Here is a 17164-nt window from a genome sequence, read left to right as displayed (position 1 = left end):
AAAAAAGCCCGGTTTCCCGGACTTTAATACAGCAGTTAATTAATTTCGGCTTTCCCGCTGGATACAGAGATGCGGATGTCATGTTCTCCTGATCCATGTTTGCCGGAAATATCATTTTTATCGCGCTCCTCTTCATCCAATTCAAAATCGCTGCTGATATGGCCGCTGCTTGCTTTGCCTTTTAAGGTGAAGTCTGCATCATCAGGCAAGTCAAGACGGACAAAGCCTGAACTGGCTTCCACTTTAATAGAGTCAATCAGTTTGCCGACCATTATATCGAGCTGTCCAGATGAGACCCCGGCGTCAAGCTTGCCCTGGTAGTTGCGAATCTTCACTTTGCCTGAACTCATATCTATTTCGCCTGATCGGGCAAATAAGTGATCTGCATCCATCATTCCTGAGGAGCCTTCATGCTCAAATTCATCTGTCTTTATGTTGGCCAGGCTGACTTTTCCAGAGCTCATATTAACATCCAGGCTCTCAAGCTCAAAAGGCTTGCTCTCAGATTCACCGGCGAAATTCAAACGGCCGGAACCGATGTCAATGGACATGGACTTATTGAAATCTTCAGGAATGTAGATTTTCAGATTGCTTTTGTTATTGACAAACTGAAAGCCGTCCAGCCACTTTCTTTTGTATTCTACACTAACTTCGTTTCCAGACTTATTTACGGTCACTTCTCCTTTACCATCAAGCTCTGCTCTGACATCATTCCTCTTTTCAGGAATAATGACTGTATCAGAACTTGATACATCTATGCTGATATGGTCTGTCCTCTTACTGAGAGAAACTTCATTACTGTTTCCTCCAAAACTCAGCCAGCTGTTCACGCCGGTAAAGAGCAAATAGGAACAGACTAAAATGATAAAAATGGTGAAGATTCTTTTCAATATGAATCCCTGCTTTCCCTCAATAATTTCTTAATTATATTTTATGCTAATCTCAATTCATGCACATTGAGCCCCAGGTTTAATTTCAGCTAAGACTTGAGTCTTACGGAATATAATATATAGCGTTTTGTCCGGCGAAAGATGTGCAAAATTGAATATACACTGCAGCAGAAGTTGTAGAGAGGAGCTCTGCCTATAGTAACTCGCTAAAAAGAATTCTCTTTTCCCTGCTAATATCTTATTATAAAAGGAAAAAACAGGAGAATCTATGAAAATCACAAATGTTATTGGAAATGTCAGTAAGCATGAGGTATGCGATAAAAAGCTGACTGCGCTTGAGCTGAAAATGATTAAATCGCATATAAAGATTGTTCCGATCTCAATAGATCACGAAACTGCTGCAAAAGAATTAATATTGAATGGATTCCAGGAACGCTTCGGGTTTATTGACCATTCGTTAAATCCTGATTTGAGCAGCCTTACAGAAACATACAGCGCTGAAGGTGCTCTTTTTCTGGCTGGTTTAATTGATAATGAACTGGTGTGTACGGGTGCAATTACCAATGAAGGCAATGGGGAGTGCAGGCTGCAGCGAATGTCTGTAAAAAAGGAATTCCGGGGTCAGGGCATTGCCCGAATGATGGTACGGAAACTGGAGGATCATGCTAAAGCAGCCGGTTACATAAAAGTTGTCCTAGAAACAAATATTGTCTGGGATAGTGCGGTAAACCTCTATAAAAGCTGCGGTTATAAGGAGTATAAAATGGAAGCTGAGATGATTCATCTATCTAAAGAAATTTAGCGGATTTGCCTAAGGGCAAGTCCGATTTTTTTTAAAAAAATCATGCATATGAAGTGCGATGTTACATAATATATGTTATGATGTATTTATGTTACATTAAAAAACGATAAAGACAGTGGAAGCTGCAAAAGATAATAAAGCCAACGTCTCACTGTCACTTCTTTCTAATAGCAGCTCTGCACCATGCTAAAGATCCGCAATGAGCTGCTGTCATCATCTCTCCTGGCATAATCCTGTTTGCTGATGCAATAAAAAGAAATCCTCAACAACGATAGAACATTTTTTATTAACCTACCTTTAATTAAATCTGAATAAAGAAGGTGATCGTATTGGCTGAATTTATTTGGCACACAGATGCACTTATCCTGCTGGCTGCTATTCTTTTTATTATTGGTGTTATGACAACTAAATTTTCTGCACGGCTTGGCGTGCCCGCTCTTGTTCTGTTTATAGCGGTCGGAATGGGATTGGGTCAATTCATTTATTTTGATAATGCGAGAATTGCACAGATGATTGGGGTTTTGGCCTTTATCATTATTTTGTTTGAAGGTGGACTGCAGACGAACTGGAAAACAGCCCGGACGGTCATTGTACCCTCCTTATTATTGGCAACCTTAGGTGTTGTGATTACCACCGGACTTGTTGCTGTGGCAGCAAAGTTTATTCTCGGTGTAGATTGGCCTGTTGCGGTGCTATTTGGTGCGATTGTCGGTTCGACTGATGCAGCTGCCGTTTTTGCTGTATTAAAAGGGCAAAATATAAAGCCCAGGATTTCCGCAACACTGGAAGCCGAGTCTGGCTCTAATGATCCCATGGCAGTGTTCCTGACAGTTGCCATGATTGAGCTGATCATGACTCCCGGCTCGGGTATTTTCTCACTTATTGGTTCCTTCTTTATCCAAATGGGAGTAGGAGCAATAGCCGGTCTCTTGTTTGGCAAGTTCGCAATATGGTCATTGAATAAAATTAACTTGGATTCAAGCGGGCTTTATCCTGTGTTTGCAACTGGTTTTGCCATGCTGACATATGGAATAACAGCTTATCTGGGAGGCAGCGGCCTTCTTGCTGTATATGTGGCGGGTATTATGATTGGGAACGCAGACATTGCTTATCGCCACTCTGTTTTCCGTTTTACGGAAGGTTTTGCCTGGATGATGCAAATTGCAATGTTCGTTATTTTAGGTCTTCTGGTCTTTCCAAATGAACTTTTCCAATCTGACATTTTGCTAAAAGGCCTTGCTCTTTCAGCACTTCTCATATTTGTTGCCAGACCTGCTGCTGTTTTTCTAACCACCATTAAAATGGGCTTTTCGATGAAAGAATTGATCTTCTTATCTTGGGCAGGATTAAAAGGGGCTGTGCCAATTGTGCTGGCCACTTTTCCGCTGCTATCCGGCGTGGAAGGCAGTCACGAGATTTTCAATGTTGTCTTTTTCGTTGTCCTGACCAGCGCTCTTATTCAGGGATCAACAATTACATTGTTAGCTGAAAAGCTTGGTCTGACTGGGCCTGAAAAGGCTACTCCCATGCATTCCCTGGAATTGGTCTCCCTTGGGAAAGCAGATGCTGAAATGATTGAATTCGAAATCGAAGAAGATGCATTCATTATCGGGCAAAATCTGATGGAGATTCCTTTTCCTGAAGGCGCGCTTGTCAATGCAATCATTCGTAAAGATGAGTTAATTACTCCTACAGGCAATACCCAAATTGAGCAGGGAGATTTTCTTTACATCCTTACTAAGAGAAAATATAAAAGAGAGCTCAAACTGCTGCTGAAAAAGAAAAAACCAGCTGAAACTCTGGTTGAAGCTGAGGCGTAGTTAAATAGGGAACCAGTGTGGAGGGGATCTGCACTGGTTTTTTGCATATTCGCGGATAAAGCAAGGTAAATCGACAATGAAATCAAAATTTTGCGGTTATCTTCAATTTTTCGCGAAAAAATTTTTTGTGCAGCTACGAATGTCCAAAGTATTAGACATCCAGCCATCTGAAATGCTACCATAAGAACAGTTTCGGCCCAAAAGGTGGTAGGATGAAGAATAAAATAAAGGAAATACGAAAAAAGCTGGGAATAACTCAGAAAAGGCTCGCTCAAGAATGCAGTGTGGCCAGGCAGACAATTAACTCCATAGAAAATAATAAATATGATCCCACACTGAAGCTCGCTTTTAAAATTTCTAAAACACTAAAAGTAAAGGTAGATGAATTGTTTATTTATGAGTAAATTTAATGCTGATACAATTATTACGATGAAGGATATTGTACGTGAGGGCGATCCGATCCTGCGCGAAGTAACAAAAGAAGTCACAGTGCCTTTGACTGAAGAAGATCGCGGAACGCTGATTGCGATGATGCAGTATCTGAAAAACAGCCAGGATCCTGCCATTGCAAAGAAATATGGTTTGCGACCGGGCATTGGACTTTCCGCCAACCAAATTGGCCTTAATAAGCGCATGTTTACTGCTTATTTTACCAATGAAAAAGGTGAGCCCCAGGAGCATTATATAATTAACCCGAAAATTATCAGCCACTCTGTCGGTGTCATTTTTCTTCCGGAGGGTGAAGGCTGCCTGTCTGTAGACCGTGATGTAAAAGGGTATGTGCCCCGTTATGAGCGAATTAAGGTAAAAGCACATAATCTTGATGACGAGGAAGTGACACTCAGGTTTAAGGGGATTCCGTCTATCATCATGCAGCATGAAATTGACCATCTGAACGGAATTATGTTTTATGATCGAATTGATAAAAATGATCCGTTCAAAGTTCCGGAACACTCGGTTATGGAGAACTTTTAGAAGCATAGGCCATCGGTTTATGCTTTTTGTTTTATGGAAACAGACTGGGGTAATATTTAATAATCACTTAAAACAAACTATAACAAAAGGAGGATTAGGTAAATGGATGATAAAACTGCTGAAACGAATATCAGGCTAAATGAAAAACTTGAAGATCAGACTGTTTATTCCCAAATGAGCAGTACGACAGAAACAGAAGACGCTAATCTTAAGCTGCAAGAAGCAATGAATAATCGTGAGCCAAAACAAAATATGGCTCCAACGTACCTTTATAACGAAACACCAGCAATTAAAATATCAGGCGATGACGAATAGAAAACCGGCTTCGAACAGGAAGCCGGTTTTCTTTTAAAGGATTAAAAGTATAACTTTGAACTTCGATAACTGTCTAGCTCCAGGCGCCATCGGCTCTCGGGTCTAAGCCAATCCGTCCAAAAGGTTAAAGAACAACCTTTCAGCCGGCTTGTCTTATGCTTGAGGCCCGCACGATGCGGGTCATGCAGACGTTGCCACAGGACGTGGCGGTTTTAGTCTGCGTTCTATATAGGCGGGCGCATTGCGCTTTTCTTAATCCAAATCAGTCTTATCTTTTTGGTCTTTATTCCTTTTGTTGCCTTTGCTGTTATCACCGCTGATCGGGGATTGGTTCCCTCTTGGTGAATTTTGATTATTGCTGCCTTTATTATACTTTTTGGTCATTGGGATTCTCCTTTCATAAAAGTGTTTCCTTATTTTCTCTAAACCACTTCCTTTTTATCCGGACCGGCCTTCATGTTTCCTTTTAAATTGCATATACATTTAAAAGGATTAATATGGGGGGATCTGGATGAATGAAATGGTTTTGACAACGTGGGAGGAGCATGCTTTTTGGCTGGAGATTCTTGAAGATCATGCGATTTTTGTCAGGGACAATCTTTCTCCGGCTGAAGGCAAGTTTGTAAAAAGAGCGGATGAATACAGGCGAGCCTTCCGGGATCTCAGGATTAGGCTTAACCAATTATCCCCCTCTGTACTGGCAGAATCCCAGGAGGCTATTGCAATGGCGATGGAGATATGGCCGATTGCAAATGGCTATTTTCAATTTGAAGGAAAACTTCAGAATTTGAGAATCATTAACAAGATCAATATTAATCTTTCGCCAACGTATTTTAACGGCACATTAAGTGAAAATCAGGAATATTTGCGGCTTCTGTCTTATTATGCAAAAGGGCTTACACCTCCGCCGCAATCTCTTTTTGATCTGCTGGATTTGTGGCTCGAGGATCAGCTGGGGCATATTATCCTTTTGAGGAATTCTATTGATCCAATTGAGGTTTTTGTAGAGGAACAGGCTCAAATTTATACGAGGATTTTTCAGGGGTTCCTCGTGCAGAACCGCCATATGAAGGGGTATCTCCGATTCACGGAGCCGGGGTTTCCGCGCCAGCAGGAAATGGCGAGGGACGTGGGGGCTGCTGTAATTGAAATGAATGAATATATTAAAGGCATTGTACAGAAATATGCAGGCAAAAGAATTCTCAATAAAACGACTCTGAGATTTCTCGAACACCATTTCCCGGAAGCCTGCTATTTAATTAAAAAGCTCAGTTATTATGCTCCTGAACTAGCGGGAGAAGCTTCAAAATGTTCTTTGAAAAAACCGTCTTATGTATAATAGCTTTTGGAACCCTCTCTTAAAAAGGGAGGGTTATTTTTTATATTGGCGGGCAAATAGGCAATTTTGCAAAAAAAATGCTTCCTTGAAAGGAAGCTGAAAAAAGGGGGATTTACACTTGTAGGATTATTATGCCCGTACTAAGAAATTCTTATTCATATTTTCTAAAAAAGTTTTGATTCAAACTTTGGTTCCCTTGTGCCCCAGGTTTATTCCAAGTTATTCGTGCTATACTGAAAATAGAATCCGGTGGGAGAGGTGCTAAAATGAAGGAAAATATATTAATTTGTGTAAGCAATCCCAATCATGCGGAAAGACTGGCCCAAAGAGGAAAAAAACTGAAGGAAGCTTTTCAGGGAGAGGGCTATATTCTCTCTGTAGAAAACCGGAAACAGGAAGAGTTTAACTTTAACGAGCTTCAGACAAAATACTTGTTCGAAAGTTTAGCAGAGAAATACGGGCTGAAGATGCTCGCCAAGTATGCCGGGGGCAAGAAAACTGCCAGGGTGATCGCTGAAGTGGTTCAGGAGTATAAAATTACCCAGATTATTCTTGGACAGGCTGTTCAAACCAAGCTGGAGCGGATTGTAAAGCCTTCCTTGGTCAATGAATTATTCCAGCTGCTTGATGGGGTGGATATTCTTGTCGCAGAAGTTTCCAGAAAGGTCCATGATCCTTCTGATGATACAGATAAAGGGCTGCCGGCCCAGATCGTCAAAAAAGGCTCCGATTATCATCTGATCATGGGAGAAAGTCACGAGAATGGAATAAAGGGCATCTTCTTTAAAGAATTATCCTCTGACTTCTCAAATGGTTTTTTTGTTATACAAAGAGAAAATAACCATGAAGTTCTGCGTATTCACCATGGTGTCGTCGATAGTAATATATTGGAAGATAAATAAGAAAGCCGGCCCGCCAGCCGGCTTTTGACATCTTTAAATTAAGTCATTTACATAATACACTTTACCGCTCTCAATCTCCTTATGCAGCAGACCGGCCAATGCGTTTGCCACAGTTTCCGTATCCCTTAGCATTCCTTTCTCCTTATATGCCTGGAATTTCTCCAGATCATGAAATGATTCCTTCGCTGAAGAACGAATTGTTCCCTGCATATCTGTGTCCATGACACCTGGACTAAAGGCAATAATCTTATGGCTGCTTCCTGCTGTCTGCAATTCCAATGCAGCAGTTTCCGTGAACATATTTATTCCGGCCTTAGTGCTGCAGTAAGCACTCCACCCCTGTATAGGTCTTTCCGCAGCGCCTGAAGTAATATTGACAATGACCATATCACTTGAAACTTCACGCAGCAGGATGTTCGAAATCATTATAGGAGCAATCAGATTAACGTTTGCATTCTGAATTAATGCCTCATGATTGAGATTCCCGGCTGTACCGATTGGATCAATGACCCCTGCGTTGTTATATACATATACGGTCTCCGGCTGTTTTTCCTGCAATAATGCAGTCAGTTTGCTGAAAACTGATTCAAGCTCATCAGGTGAAGACAGGTTGCAGAAATATTGGGCGTAGAATACGTGGTTCTCTGCAGCAAGTTTCGCCAATTCCGGGTTTTCTGTCCTTGATACAGATATGACTCCTGTTCCTTCTGTCATCATTCTCCTGGCGATAGAAGCTCCTAACCCTTTTGATGCGCCTGTTATGATAGCTAATTTCACTTTAATCACTCCTATTTTCTCCTTCATTATCTCCTATTAAAGCAGAAAACAATTATTTTTTCCTGGATCGGCCATTGTGTTCCTGTCTGAATACCTTTATTTCATCCTCTATTAAATTGATAATGGAGAGGGAAATTCCTGAAAACAGGGAGGCAACCGTAATCGTGCTTATGCCAAACAGAAGGTAAAGAAAAAAGGTGGTGAAAAAAGTAAACAGGAGACAATAATGACAAGCGCTAATCTTTCGCATTGACCGGCTCTGCCTTCCAGTAATAATCACTGAACACATCCGCAAATGCTTTAATGGAATTATTCAGTTCATCCAGATTATTTTCCACACCTCCGAACTCAACCAGAAGGGCCCGTTCGGAAAGGTCCTGGTTATATATGCCATTTCCTTCACTTTTTCCTTTCACAATGACCCCCCTGCTAATTCCCTTATATTTTGCTTCCAGTGCCTGGTGGAGCTCTGTAGCCACTTTTAAGTTCTGCTCATAGTTTTTGTGCTCCTTGCCGACGACAAAAAACAGTCGTGCGTAGGTCTCCTGGCCAATTAATGCGGTTGTTTTCCCGCGGGGAAGCGAATCTCTGTGGATATCGATTAGGAATTTAACATCTTTATTCTCTGTCATGGCAGTCTGGACAGTTTCTCTGGACATCGTATAGGAATTTTCCCAGTTCCAGCCCTTCTTTTTCAGTTCTGCGGCTATATTGGTTTTATCATGCTCAGCACCTATTCCTTTTCTGGCCAGTTCTTCACTAAGCTTTTTCCCGACAGCAATAACATTCACCTGTTCATTGGAACTGACGGCCTCATCTGTATTCTTTACATCTTTTAACAATGGAGCAAATGATTCCCAGCTGTGGGAATGGTAAATGAAAACCCCTTTTTCATCCGGAATTGCCGGGTGAGCAGCATTTTCCTCACTTTGGCTGTTATTCATAGCCAGTTCTTTTTCTTTTAAAAGAACTTCAAGGGGAGGGGCAGATTCCACTGGCAGGTTGGTAAAATCGGTACCCTCTCCGGCAACAGCAATACCGGTATCAAAAATCGAAAAACCAGGGAGCTCCCGGCCAAGGAACGTTCTAATATCCTGCGGCTGTGTGTTGGTTGCCAGCTTAAATAGGGTTCCGGACAGGGAGTAGCTTTCGGCAGGAGCTTCCTTATAAAAATAATGATTTTCAGCTTTTAAAAAGTGAATGAAGAGCTGGTCGGCTTTAATATCCTTCAGCAGCACATTCATATGTGACGAAGAAAAGGCAGCCGGATAAAGTGTAACAGCCCCGGCAAGCACCACGACCGCACAAATACTGAAAAGCCAGCTGTTTATATAAAAGAAAAGAGAATGGACACTTAATTTAGAATTCATATCAATCCCTCCACTCTCTAAATATATGACGGATAAGCTGAATTAGAAGATAAGGAACGAAGAGGAAATTGGGCTGTTTGAGGAATTTATTAAAAGAATCTCAAAAGGCCTGAAAGGGCCTTTTATTTTTTGAAAAGATTTCATTGTTTTATCACAAATGGCTTTTATAGTTATCTTATCAAGGAACAATATAGATAAAGAGAGGGACACTAAATTGAAAAAGATATTATTCAGCATAATGGCGGGCTTACTTGTTCTTGGCGGATGCAGCCAATCTGAAGAAGAAAAGCCAGCAAAAAACGGCGAAGTGCCGCAGATCATTGAAGCTGTCATCGAGGTGCCTGAAACTATTAACCCTGGCGCGGATGCAGCTCTTGCTGTCACTGTCAAACAAGGCGGTGAAGCTGTAACGGATGCGGATGAGGTGAAATTTGAAGTCTGGCAGGAAGGACAAAAAGAAAACGGTGAAATGATAGAGGCAAAGCACGGGTCAGAGGGTAAATATACTGCTGATCATGCTTTTGCTGAGGAAGGCCTCTACTATGTTCAGTCCCATGTTACGGCAAGAAGCCAGCATACCATGCCAATGGTTTCTGTACAAGTTGGTAAGGCAAAAGCAGAGGAATCAGGAACGGGGCATGATCAAGAAAATGAGGGCCATGAAGAAGGCCACTCTCATGGCCATGGCAGTGAAGTATCCATTGAGCTGCAGGTCCCTGCCCAAATCCATGCGAACGAAAAGACACACCTATCTGCCCTGGTTGATAATGATGGGGAACCGCTGGCGGATGCTAAAGTAAAGCTTGAAATCTCACTGAATGGTGCAACACCTCAATGGGTGAACATGTCTGAAACAGAACCGGGCAATTACACAGCCGGCTATCAGTTTGCAAATGCAGGCACATACACTATCACGACACATGTAGAGAAAGGCGACGACATTCACGAGCACACAGAAACTGAATTAACGGTGCAATAAAAACTTTTCAGCGGGGTTGATTAATATCCCCGCTGATTTTTTAATTGGAGGAAGATTTTTTAGTTCGCAAAGTGTCTTGGCGGAAACTTTGGACAAAAAACCCCTGAAAAGGCAGCTGAAAGTCCGAAGCCGGGGCAGCTTCAGACACAAACGGCAGGAACAAGTTAGTTTAAGTCCGAACCTGGAGCAGCTTCAGACACAAACGGCAGGAACAAGTTAGTTTGAGTCCGAACCTGGAGCAGCTTCAGACACAAACGGCAGGAACAAGTTAGTTTGAGTCCGAACCTGGAGCAGCTTCAGACACAAACGGCAGGAACAAGTTAGTTTGAGTCCGAACCTGGAGCAGCTTCAGACACAAACGGCAGGAATAAGACAGTTTGAGTCCGAAGCCGGGGCAACTACAGACACTAAGCCCAAGAAAAAGCCGATGTAAGTCCGAACCCTTCCCCGGCGCCAAGAGCAACTTCGATCAAGAGCACTAATGAAACTGGCACAGATACCCTACACCAGGTTTCATGATAATATAGAAGGAGAGATTACAGAAAAGCAGGTGTCAAAGAGATATGTCAGATACACATTTGCATTTTAATACGGGGATTGGGGTCCAAAAGCCTAATAGCATTCGGAATAAGGATATCAGCTGCCCTTTTTGTGCAAGGGAGGAGCTGACCGATATCATCGCCGTAGAGGATTCTATTATTTTGCTGAAAAATAAGTTTCCTGTTCTGGAAAATTCCTATCAGACGGTGCTGATTGAAACGGATCAATGTGACGGTGAGCTGTCAGTTTACCCAGAGGAGCATCTGATCAGGTTAATTTCATTTGGTTTAAAACATTGGCTGCTTATGGAAGAAAGCGGGGAATATGAATCTGTATTATTTTTCAAAAACCATGGGCCATTATCCGGGGGAAGTATCGCCCATCCGCATATGCAGATTGTGGGATTGAAAAATATTGATTACAAGGAAAAAATTCAGGCGCAGGATTTTGAAGGGCTCCTCATTCATGAGGAAAGCGGCACGGTGTTCACTTTATCGACTTCCCCGAGAATCGGCTTTTATGAATTTAATGTGAAGCTTGCCGATCAGGATGATATTCCGTACTTTGCGAAATGCATCCAGACTGCTGCCCATTATATTCTGAATGCCTTCCCTTTTCCAAGCAATAGTTATAACTTGTTTTTCTACAAGCTGGGCAGGGAGATTTACGCGAAAATTGTTCCGCGCTATATTACAACGCCTATTTTCATTGGATACAGCATCCCTCAGGTGCCTAATAATCTCGAGTGGATGAGAGATGATATAAAAGTGAGATATTTCAGCGGGGAGTTTAAAACCGGGTCTTAATACCTTTTGCATCTCCTTAGACTGTACTGAATATGACCGTAAATAACCATTCACAGTAATCGTAAAAATTTGAAATAATAACCATTCGCTTTTAGAAGTTGTGATTTTTCTCTATAAAAAATATAATGAAATATTGTAGCGAGGAATAATGAGATTTACATATGCTATTCCTTGCGCTCTGCTCCGTTATGCCTTAAAAGGCAAATGGTTTTGTTTAATTGATAAGAAAGTATAAATGCTGAAGTTAGATAACTGTCTAGCTCCAGCGCCTGCCCCCTCGAGGTCACAAGCTTGTCTAGTTGCGGCTCCTAGGGACGAAAGACTAACCAATCCCTTTCAGAAGGAAAGAACACCTTCTTGCAGGGCTCGTCTTATGCTTGTCGTCCCTGGGCAGTCGCCTCCACATTTCGGGCAACCCTCCCAAAAAGGCAAATGACGCCTTTACGGCAGGCTTGTCTTGTGCTGGTCGGGGGTGGGCAAGGCGCTTCCGCTTTTCTTTAAAGGAGAATGATCATGACCTCAAATCGATATACACCTCCTAAGCTGGATTGGGGCTTAGTATTAATATTGATGCTGCTATTCCTGGTAAGTGCCATATCTATTTACAGCGCACAGACTACAGGGCAATATACAGAAAACTTCCTTTTAAAGCAGGTTGTCTGGTATGCCGTTGGAACAGGAATCATCGCTGCGGTAATCACACTGGATTCCGATCAGCTGAAGAAGATTTCCTGGTATGTGTATGGCCTGGGCATTGTACTGCTTGGCTTCCTGGTTGTCGCGCCAGCAAGCATAGCTCCTGTCATTAACGGGGCAAAAGCATGGTACAAGGTTCCTGGGATGGGTTCCCTTCAGCCGGCTGAGCTTGTTAAAGTGTTCATTATTTTGGTATTGGCGAAAACGATCGATGAGCATCATCAAAAAAATCAATACAAAACCATGCAGACTGATTTATGGCTGCTGGTTAAATTGGTTGGATTAACAATGGTGCCCCTGCTGCTGGTTATGCAGCAGCCCGATTTAGGGACAAGCCTTGTATTTCTGGCAATCATGCTTGGCATGATCTTCATTTCAGGAATCAGCTGGAAGCTGCTGGCCCCTATATTTGGAACTGGAGCGGCTCTTGCAGGCACTATTTTATATTTTGTTTTATGGCATCCTGACATCCTTGAGAAGTATTTGGGAGTAAAGGAATATCAGTTTGCGCGCATCTATTCCTGGATTGATCCCTATAATTACCAAAGTTCAACTGGATTTCAGCTGACGCGTTCTCTTCTTGCCATTGGATCCGGGGAAACAAGCGGGAAAGGATATGGAACGAGGGAGGTCTATCTTCCTGAAAGCCATACCGACTTCATTTTCAGTATTGTAGGTGAAGAATTTGGTTTTGTAGGGGCTAGTATTGTTGTCAGCCTTTTCTTTCTGCTGATTTACCATATTACCAAGATTGGCATGGAAACGAAGAACAATTTCTATACCTATATTTGTGTAGGGGTTATCAGCATGGTTACATTTCATGTCTTTCAAAATATCGGAATGACTATTGGTCTTTTGCCCATTACAGGCATCCCGCTTCCTTTCATCAGCTATGGAGGAAGCTCGCTGATGGGGAATATGCTGGCCATGGGGCTGATTTTCTCCATTCGCTACCATTATAAAAAATATATGTTCTCAACTAGTGATTAAATAGAAAGAGCGGGTTTATTACAGCCCGCTCTTACTCAATAATTCCTGTTTCTTCAATTGTTACATTGCATGTAACATCAAATCCCAGTGTTTTATAATCATCCTCCCACTTTTTATAATCAAAATTCCGGTGCTGTGTTTTCTTAATTTGCCCCAGCCCAACTGGATCAATCCCAAGCTCCTGAAACTTTTTCAATAGTTTGAGACATTCCTTTTCTACCTTTCTCTCCAGCTTCTTTTCAACGTCATCAACCACCTCTGAAGCTAGCTTATCGCCGGTATACTCACGGATAATGCCTTCTATATTGATGTGAATGGAAGCGTGATTATCAGTAATCTTAATTTTATGTTTGGATTTAATACTTTTAACAGCAGCAATATCGTCTTTTTTTAATTTAACGTCGAAATTTCCTTCACTATATTTGTCAACCAGCAGTTTAAAAAAGAATAAATCCTTCAAAGGCAGGATTTCTACCTCCTTATCCTGGTCGAAAAGGCTAATTCCGATTATTTCTACTTTATCATTCCCAATCTTTTTGATGCGGGGAAGAAAAGTATCTTTCCCTTTCTCGTAATAATTACGGGAAGCAATGTGGAGGTTGGTTTTCGGAATATCCCGGTGCTGAATATTATGCTGTATCAAGTTATAAATGTAAGTTGAATTTCCCCTTGTTCCATACTCTCCCTTCATCACATCTTCCGCTTTATCCTCCGAGGTCACAACAAATACCCGTGCTCCTATACTTGCGTCTCTTTGAAAAGAATCTATCAGGTCATAGATACCTTGTCTGGAAATTTTAGGTCCGAAGACGGCCACCTTTAACCCGCCTGTCACTACCGGCTCAGATGATTGCCGGGTCACATCTAATAAAAGATCTTGTCTTAGCTTTCCGTTTCCTGAAAAGGTCCGGTTTATTACGCTTTTATCAGGCTGGAATTCCTGAAATAACACCGTCCCTCTGTATTTTTCTTTTGAATCCTCTGCTAAATCATAGCCAACTCCTACTTCAATATTGATATCATCCAGTATTTCTTTGTCCACACAGCCGGAAAGCAGCAGCACAAGAAAGATAAGCAGCAGGTTTTTCATTTCTTTTTCCCCTTTTTCAGCTTCTTGGCGATCATGACAGCGGTGAAAAGCAAAGGAATATAAATAAAGTTAAATGCAAATCCCATTTTCCCAATAGAGTCATTAAGCATATTAATTTTTTCCCTCGTATCCAAAAAAGTAATAATGGAAAGCACTGCGGCAACAACAAAAAACACGCCCACTTTCTGGCGGATATTAAAGACCCTTTTAATGAGCCGTGAGGCGATCCAGACGGATATGCATATATTAGGAAGGATAATTAAGTTCCAGTTGGCAATTCCAATATATTCAAATCGTTCAACAAAGGGCATTTCAACTATTTTCCACATTGTTAAACTGGCCCAAATTTGTTTAGACAGCTGTCCTTCGGAAAAATAGGCAAACGTAATGATGGCTAAAATCGTGTATATAAGAGTAGTTGTCAATACGGCCAAATGAGCCCATTTCTGTGATTTTTTTGGTTCTTTAATAAAAGGGTAGAAAAAAATGATACTTTCAAACCCGATAAAAGTAAGGGACATATGGTAAGAAGCAGTAAGCAGCTCTTTTATGGAATGGTCCCAAATGGGCAGCAGATTGTAAAAGTTGGAGAATTTAATCGCCCAGCCAAATGTAAGGAGAAGGTAGGCCGGCAAAACAAGCCCAAAGAATGCGATACCCACGACAGTCCTAAATCCCCCAAAAATAATGTATACACAAAGCGCCATAAAACCGAAGGAGAACCAGAAGGTGCTGATTTCCGGAAACATCCAAACTTGAATGACTTCTATAAATGTCCTTAATACTGTTAAGGAAAACAGAATAAAATAGCCAATGAAAATGGCGCTGAGTGCTTTGCCAATAAAGTTTCCTGCGACGTATTTATGTGCAGTTACAATATCACCGCCGGCAGTCTCGCAGATTTTATAGATTAACCAAATAATTACGTGAATGCATCCGCCGGCAAATAATATGGAAATCCAGGCATCGTATCCTGCATCCATTGCAATAATTCTCTGATAACCTAATACGCCAATTCCGATTTGTATGGACATGACCATGTAAAATACTAAAAAGGGGGATATTTGTAATCTCTCTGGTATTGGCTGTTCCTTCATCTGGTTCACCTCCATATGATGATCTAAAAGCGCTCTGACCAGGTTACTGTTTCATCATTCATCAATATCTTTCTTCTTCTTTGCTTTTTTCTTGCTAAAGCGGATAGGGTTCTTAGTCCTTAAGAAAATCGGCCTTTTGGATTGTGCTTCAAATGGAAGCCTGATAAGGGCATCCTTCATATCCACCACCCGCGGGGGGTAAAGCGGTTCAAGGAATGGCCTTCCAAGAGAAGTCAGCCTGGTTAAATGAGTCAACAGTACACAGAAGCAAAATACAATTCCGAGCAGGCCCCATAACTCTGCGAAAAAGAGAAAAGGAAAGCGAAGCAAACGAATAGTATTGCCCATCCTGTATACAGGTGTTGTAAAGGAAGCGAGAGCTGCAAGGGCTACAATAATAAGCAGGACGTTACTCGTCAGGCCTGCTTCTACTGATGCAGTTCCTATTACAATTCCTCCCACGATACCGATTGTCTGGCCGACCTTCGTCGGAAGACGAGCTCCAGCCTCGCGAAGCAATTCAATCGTAAGCTCCAAAAACAGCGCTTCAAGAATAGGAGGAAGCGGAATCTCCCGCCTTGATGTGATTAAAGTACTCATCAAATCCTTCGGAATCAGTTCATAATGATATGAAAGAGTTGCTACATAAATAGGTGTAATCAGAATAGAAAACGCAACCGCGAACAAACGGATAAGCCGGAAAAAAGAAGATAAAATCCAATTTAAAAAATAATCTTCAAAAGAGCTGAAAAATTCAACGAGAGTGGTTGGCGTTATTAATACATGTGGTGAGCCATCAACCACAATAGCGATTTTTCCCTCGGCCAAAATCCCTGCGACCCTGTCAGGCCGCTCTGTATCAAGCAGCTGCGGGAAAGGGGAATTGGAGTTATCGCTAATCAGCTGGACAATATAGGAACTGTCTGTGATGGCATCAAATTTCACGTTTTTAAGTCTCTGCCTGACAGTATTGATATTATCCTCATTTGTGATATTTTCCATATAAAGGATTGCGACTGAAGTCTTTGACAGGGTTCCCAATGTGAATTCTTCAATGATCAGTTCTTTTACAGGCAGACGTTTCCGGATTAAATTCAAATTTTGGCCCATAGATTCTACAAAAGCTTCCTTAGGACCGATAACAGAAAACTCAACCTCAGGCTGGCTTAGACCTCTGACTATTTCTTTTTGCGCAGCTATAAAGCCGAAATGTTTGAGCTCTGTCTCGATCGTCAGCATGACGTATCCATTCATCAGCTTTTGTTCAATTAAAGACGGGTCTTCGCAAATCTGCACATCAGCTACTGGGACAAGCTGTTTAATGTCCTCGATTTCCCGGAACTCGTCTTCGAGCAGATTAGGGAGGATTCCATCCTGGATAATATTTTCATCGATTAAAGTGGCCATGAAAGTAAGTCCAAAACGCACATTTGTTTTTTGGTTATAATAAAAGATTTTTTTAAAGTCTTTGGATTTAATAAAGGATTGCTCCCATTCCTTATGGTCTATATCCTCTTTAATCCGTTTATTCTTCAACCATTTTCTCATAGGTAAATCACCATCATTTTCGGCATTACGCTTATTGTTGCCGGTTTTGGAAAACTTATGAATGGAAGGCAATAAAAATAAGGTTTAGCTGTCGGGTAATTTTATGAAGATAGTGAGGGAAAATAAAAAAGGAACCTGGGTAAGGTTCCTTTTCTGTTAAGCTGCAGCGCCTGGCCACTCGAGTCAGTTGGGCAGGCGCTGATTTTAATATATATTTGAGCTCTCATA

Annotated in this window: 17 protein-coding genes; 10 read left to right on the top strand and 7 right to left on the bottom strand. The window is 41.6% G+C overall.

The features are described from left to right. Window positions 1-35: 35 nt before the first annotated feature. Entirely contained in the window at window positions 36-890 is an 855-nt protein-coding gene (gene liaG, locus NYE23_RS22160; RefSeq protein WP_341081167.1) for a LiaG family protein, read from the bottom strand. Window positions 891-1158: 268 nt separating this feature from the next. On the opposite strand from liaG, the gene NYE23_RS22155 reads away from it, so the two are divergent. From NYE23_RS22155 to NYE23_RS22135, 5 genes are all read left to right on the top strand, one after another. After that, window positions 1159-1692, top strand: a complete 534-nt coding sequence (locus NYE23_RS22155; RefSeq protein ID WP_341081166.1) for a GNAT family N-acetyltransferase — start codon at window positions 1159-1161, stop codon at window positions 1690-1692. A gap of 329 nt (window positions 1693-2021) precedes the next feature. Then, a complete protein-coding gene (locus NYE23_RS22150) occupies window positions 2022-3512 on the top strand; it encodes a potassium/proton antiporter (RefSeq protein WP_341081165.1) in 1491 nt (496 codons plus the stop codon). A gap of 212 nt (window positions 3513-3724) precedes the next feature. Next, a complete protein-coding gene (locus NYE23_RS22145) occupies window positions 3725-3916 on the top strand; it encodes a helix-turn-helix transcriptional regulator (RefSeq protein ID WP_341081163.1) in 192 nt (63 codons plus the stop codon). After that, a complete protein-coding gene (gene def, locus NYE23_RS22140) occupies window positions 3909-4487 on the top strand; it encodes a peptide deformylase (protein ID WP_341081161.1) in 579 nt (192 codons plus the stop codon). Before NYE23_RS22145 ends, def begins: the two co-directional genes overlap by 8 nt. 102 nt (window positions 4488-4589) lie before the next feature. Further along, complete coding sequence (locus NYE23_RS22135; RefSeq protein WP_341081159.1) at window positions 4590-4802, top strand: hypothetical protein; 213 nt, start codon at window positions 4590-4592, stop codon at window positions 4800-4802. A 252-nt stretch (window positions 4803-5054) separates the two neighbouring features. Here NYE23_RS22135 and NYE23_RS22130 read toward each other — a convergent pair whose 3' ends face one another. Beyond that, window positions 5055-5186, bottom strand: a complete 132-nt coding sequence (locus NYE23_RS22130; RefSeq protein WP_268745101.1) for a hypothetical protein — start codon at window positions 5184-5186, stop codon at window positions 5055-5057. Between the two features lie 127 nt (window positions 5187-5313). Here NYE23_RS22130 and NYE23_RS22125 point away from each other — a divergent pair, with 127 nt between their 5' ends. Both NYE23_RS22125 and NYE23_RS22120 read left to right on the top strand, forming a co-directional pair. Continuing rightward, window positions 5314-6141: a DUF2935 domain-containing protein gene (locus NYE23_RS22125; protein ID WP_341081156.1), complete on the top strand. Its 828-nt coding sequence runs from the start codon at window positions 5314-5316 to the stop codon at window positions 6139-6141. Between the two features lie 266 nt (window positions 6142-6407). Then, window positions 6408-7043 carry a histidine kinase gene (locus NYE23_RS22120; protein ID WP_341081154.1) on the top strand — a complete coding sequence of 212 codons (636 nt, stop codon included), beginning with the start codon at window positions 6408-6410 and terminating at the stop codon, window positions 7041-7043. A 33-nt stretch (window positions 7044-7076) separates the two neighbouring features. On the opposite strand, the gene NYE23_RS22115 is transcribed toward NYE23_RS22120, so the two are convergent. Together NYE23_RS22115 and spoIIP are read right to left on the bottom strand one after the other, a co-directional pair. Then, complete coding sequence (locus NYE23_RS22115) at window positions 7077-7829, bottom strand: (S)-benzoin forming benzil reductase (RefSeq protein ID WP_341081151.1); 753 nt, start codon at window positions 7827-7829, stop codon at window positions 7077-7079. A gap of 227 nt (window positions 7830-8056) precedes the next feature. Then, window positions 8057-9190 (bottom strand): stage II sporulation protein P, encoded by a 1134-nt coding sequence (gene spoIIP, locus NYE23_RS22110; protein WP_341081149.1) that lies wholly within the window; start codon window positions 9188-9190, stop codon window positions 8057-8059. Between the two features lie 214 nt (window positions 9191-9404). On the opposite strand from spoIIP, the gene NYE23_RS22105 reads away from it, so the two are divergent. The 3 genes from NYE23_RS22105 (at window position 9405) to rodA (ending at window position 13201) form a co-directional block, all read left to right on the top strand. Next, entirely contained in the window at window positions 9405-10169 is a 765-nt protein-coding gene (locus NYE23_RS22105; protein WP_341081148.1) for a FixH family protein, read from the top strand. Window positions 10170-10732: 563 nt separating this feature from the next. Continuing rightward, window positions 10733-11515: a DUF4931 domain-containing protein gene (locus tag NYE23_RS22100; protein WP_341081146.1), complete on the top strand. Its 783-nt coding sequence runs from the start codon at window positions 10733-10735 to the stop codon at window positions 11513-11515. Between the two features lie 513 nt (window positions 11516-12028). After that, entirely contained in the window at window positions 12029-13201 is a 1173-nt protein-coding gene (rodA, locus tag NYE23_RS22095; protein WP_341081144.1) for a rod shape-determining protein RodA, read from the top strand. A gap of 31 nt (window positions 13202-13232) precedes the next feature. On the opposite strand, the gene NYE23_RS22090 is transcribed toward rodA, so the two are convergent. From NYE23_RS22090 to NYE23_RS22080, 3 genes are read right to left on the bottom strand one after another with little or no spacing between them, the layout of a single operon-like run. Then, entirely contained in the window at window positions 13233-14291 is a 1059-nt protein-coding gene (locus NYE23_RS22090; RefSeq protein WP_341081143.1) for a Ger(x)C family spore germination protein, read from the bottom strand. Beyond that, on the bottom strand, window positions 14288-15388 hold the full coding sequence (locus NYE23_RS22085; RefSeq protein ID WP_341081140.1) for a GerAB/ArcD/ProY family transporter: 1101 nt from the start codon (window positions 15386-15388) through the stop codon (window positions 14288-14290). Before NYE23_RS22085 ends, NYE23_RS22090 begins: the two co-directional genes overlap by 4 nt. 54 nt (window positions 15389-15442) lie before the next feature. Further along, window positions 15443-16936, bottom strand: coding sequence for a spore germination protein (locus tag NYE23_RS22080; RefSeq protein WP_341081138.1), 1494 nt, complete (start codon window positions 16934-16936; stop codon window positions 15443-15445). Window positions 16937-17164: the final 228 nt, after the last annotated feature.

This window comes from Cytobacillus sp. FSL H8-0458, assembly GCF_038002165.1.
GTDB lineage: Bacteria > Bacillota > Bacilli > Bacillales > Cytobacillaceae > Cytobacillus.
Note: the sequence above shows the minus strand (reverse complement) of the source record. Positions and strands in the feature narration are given on the sequence as shown.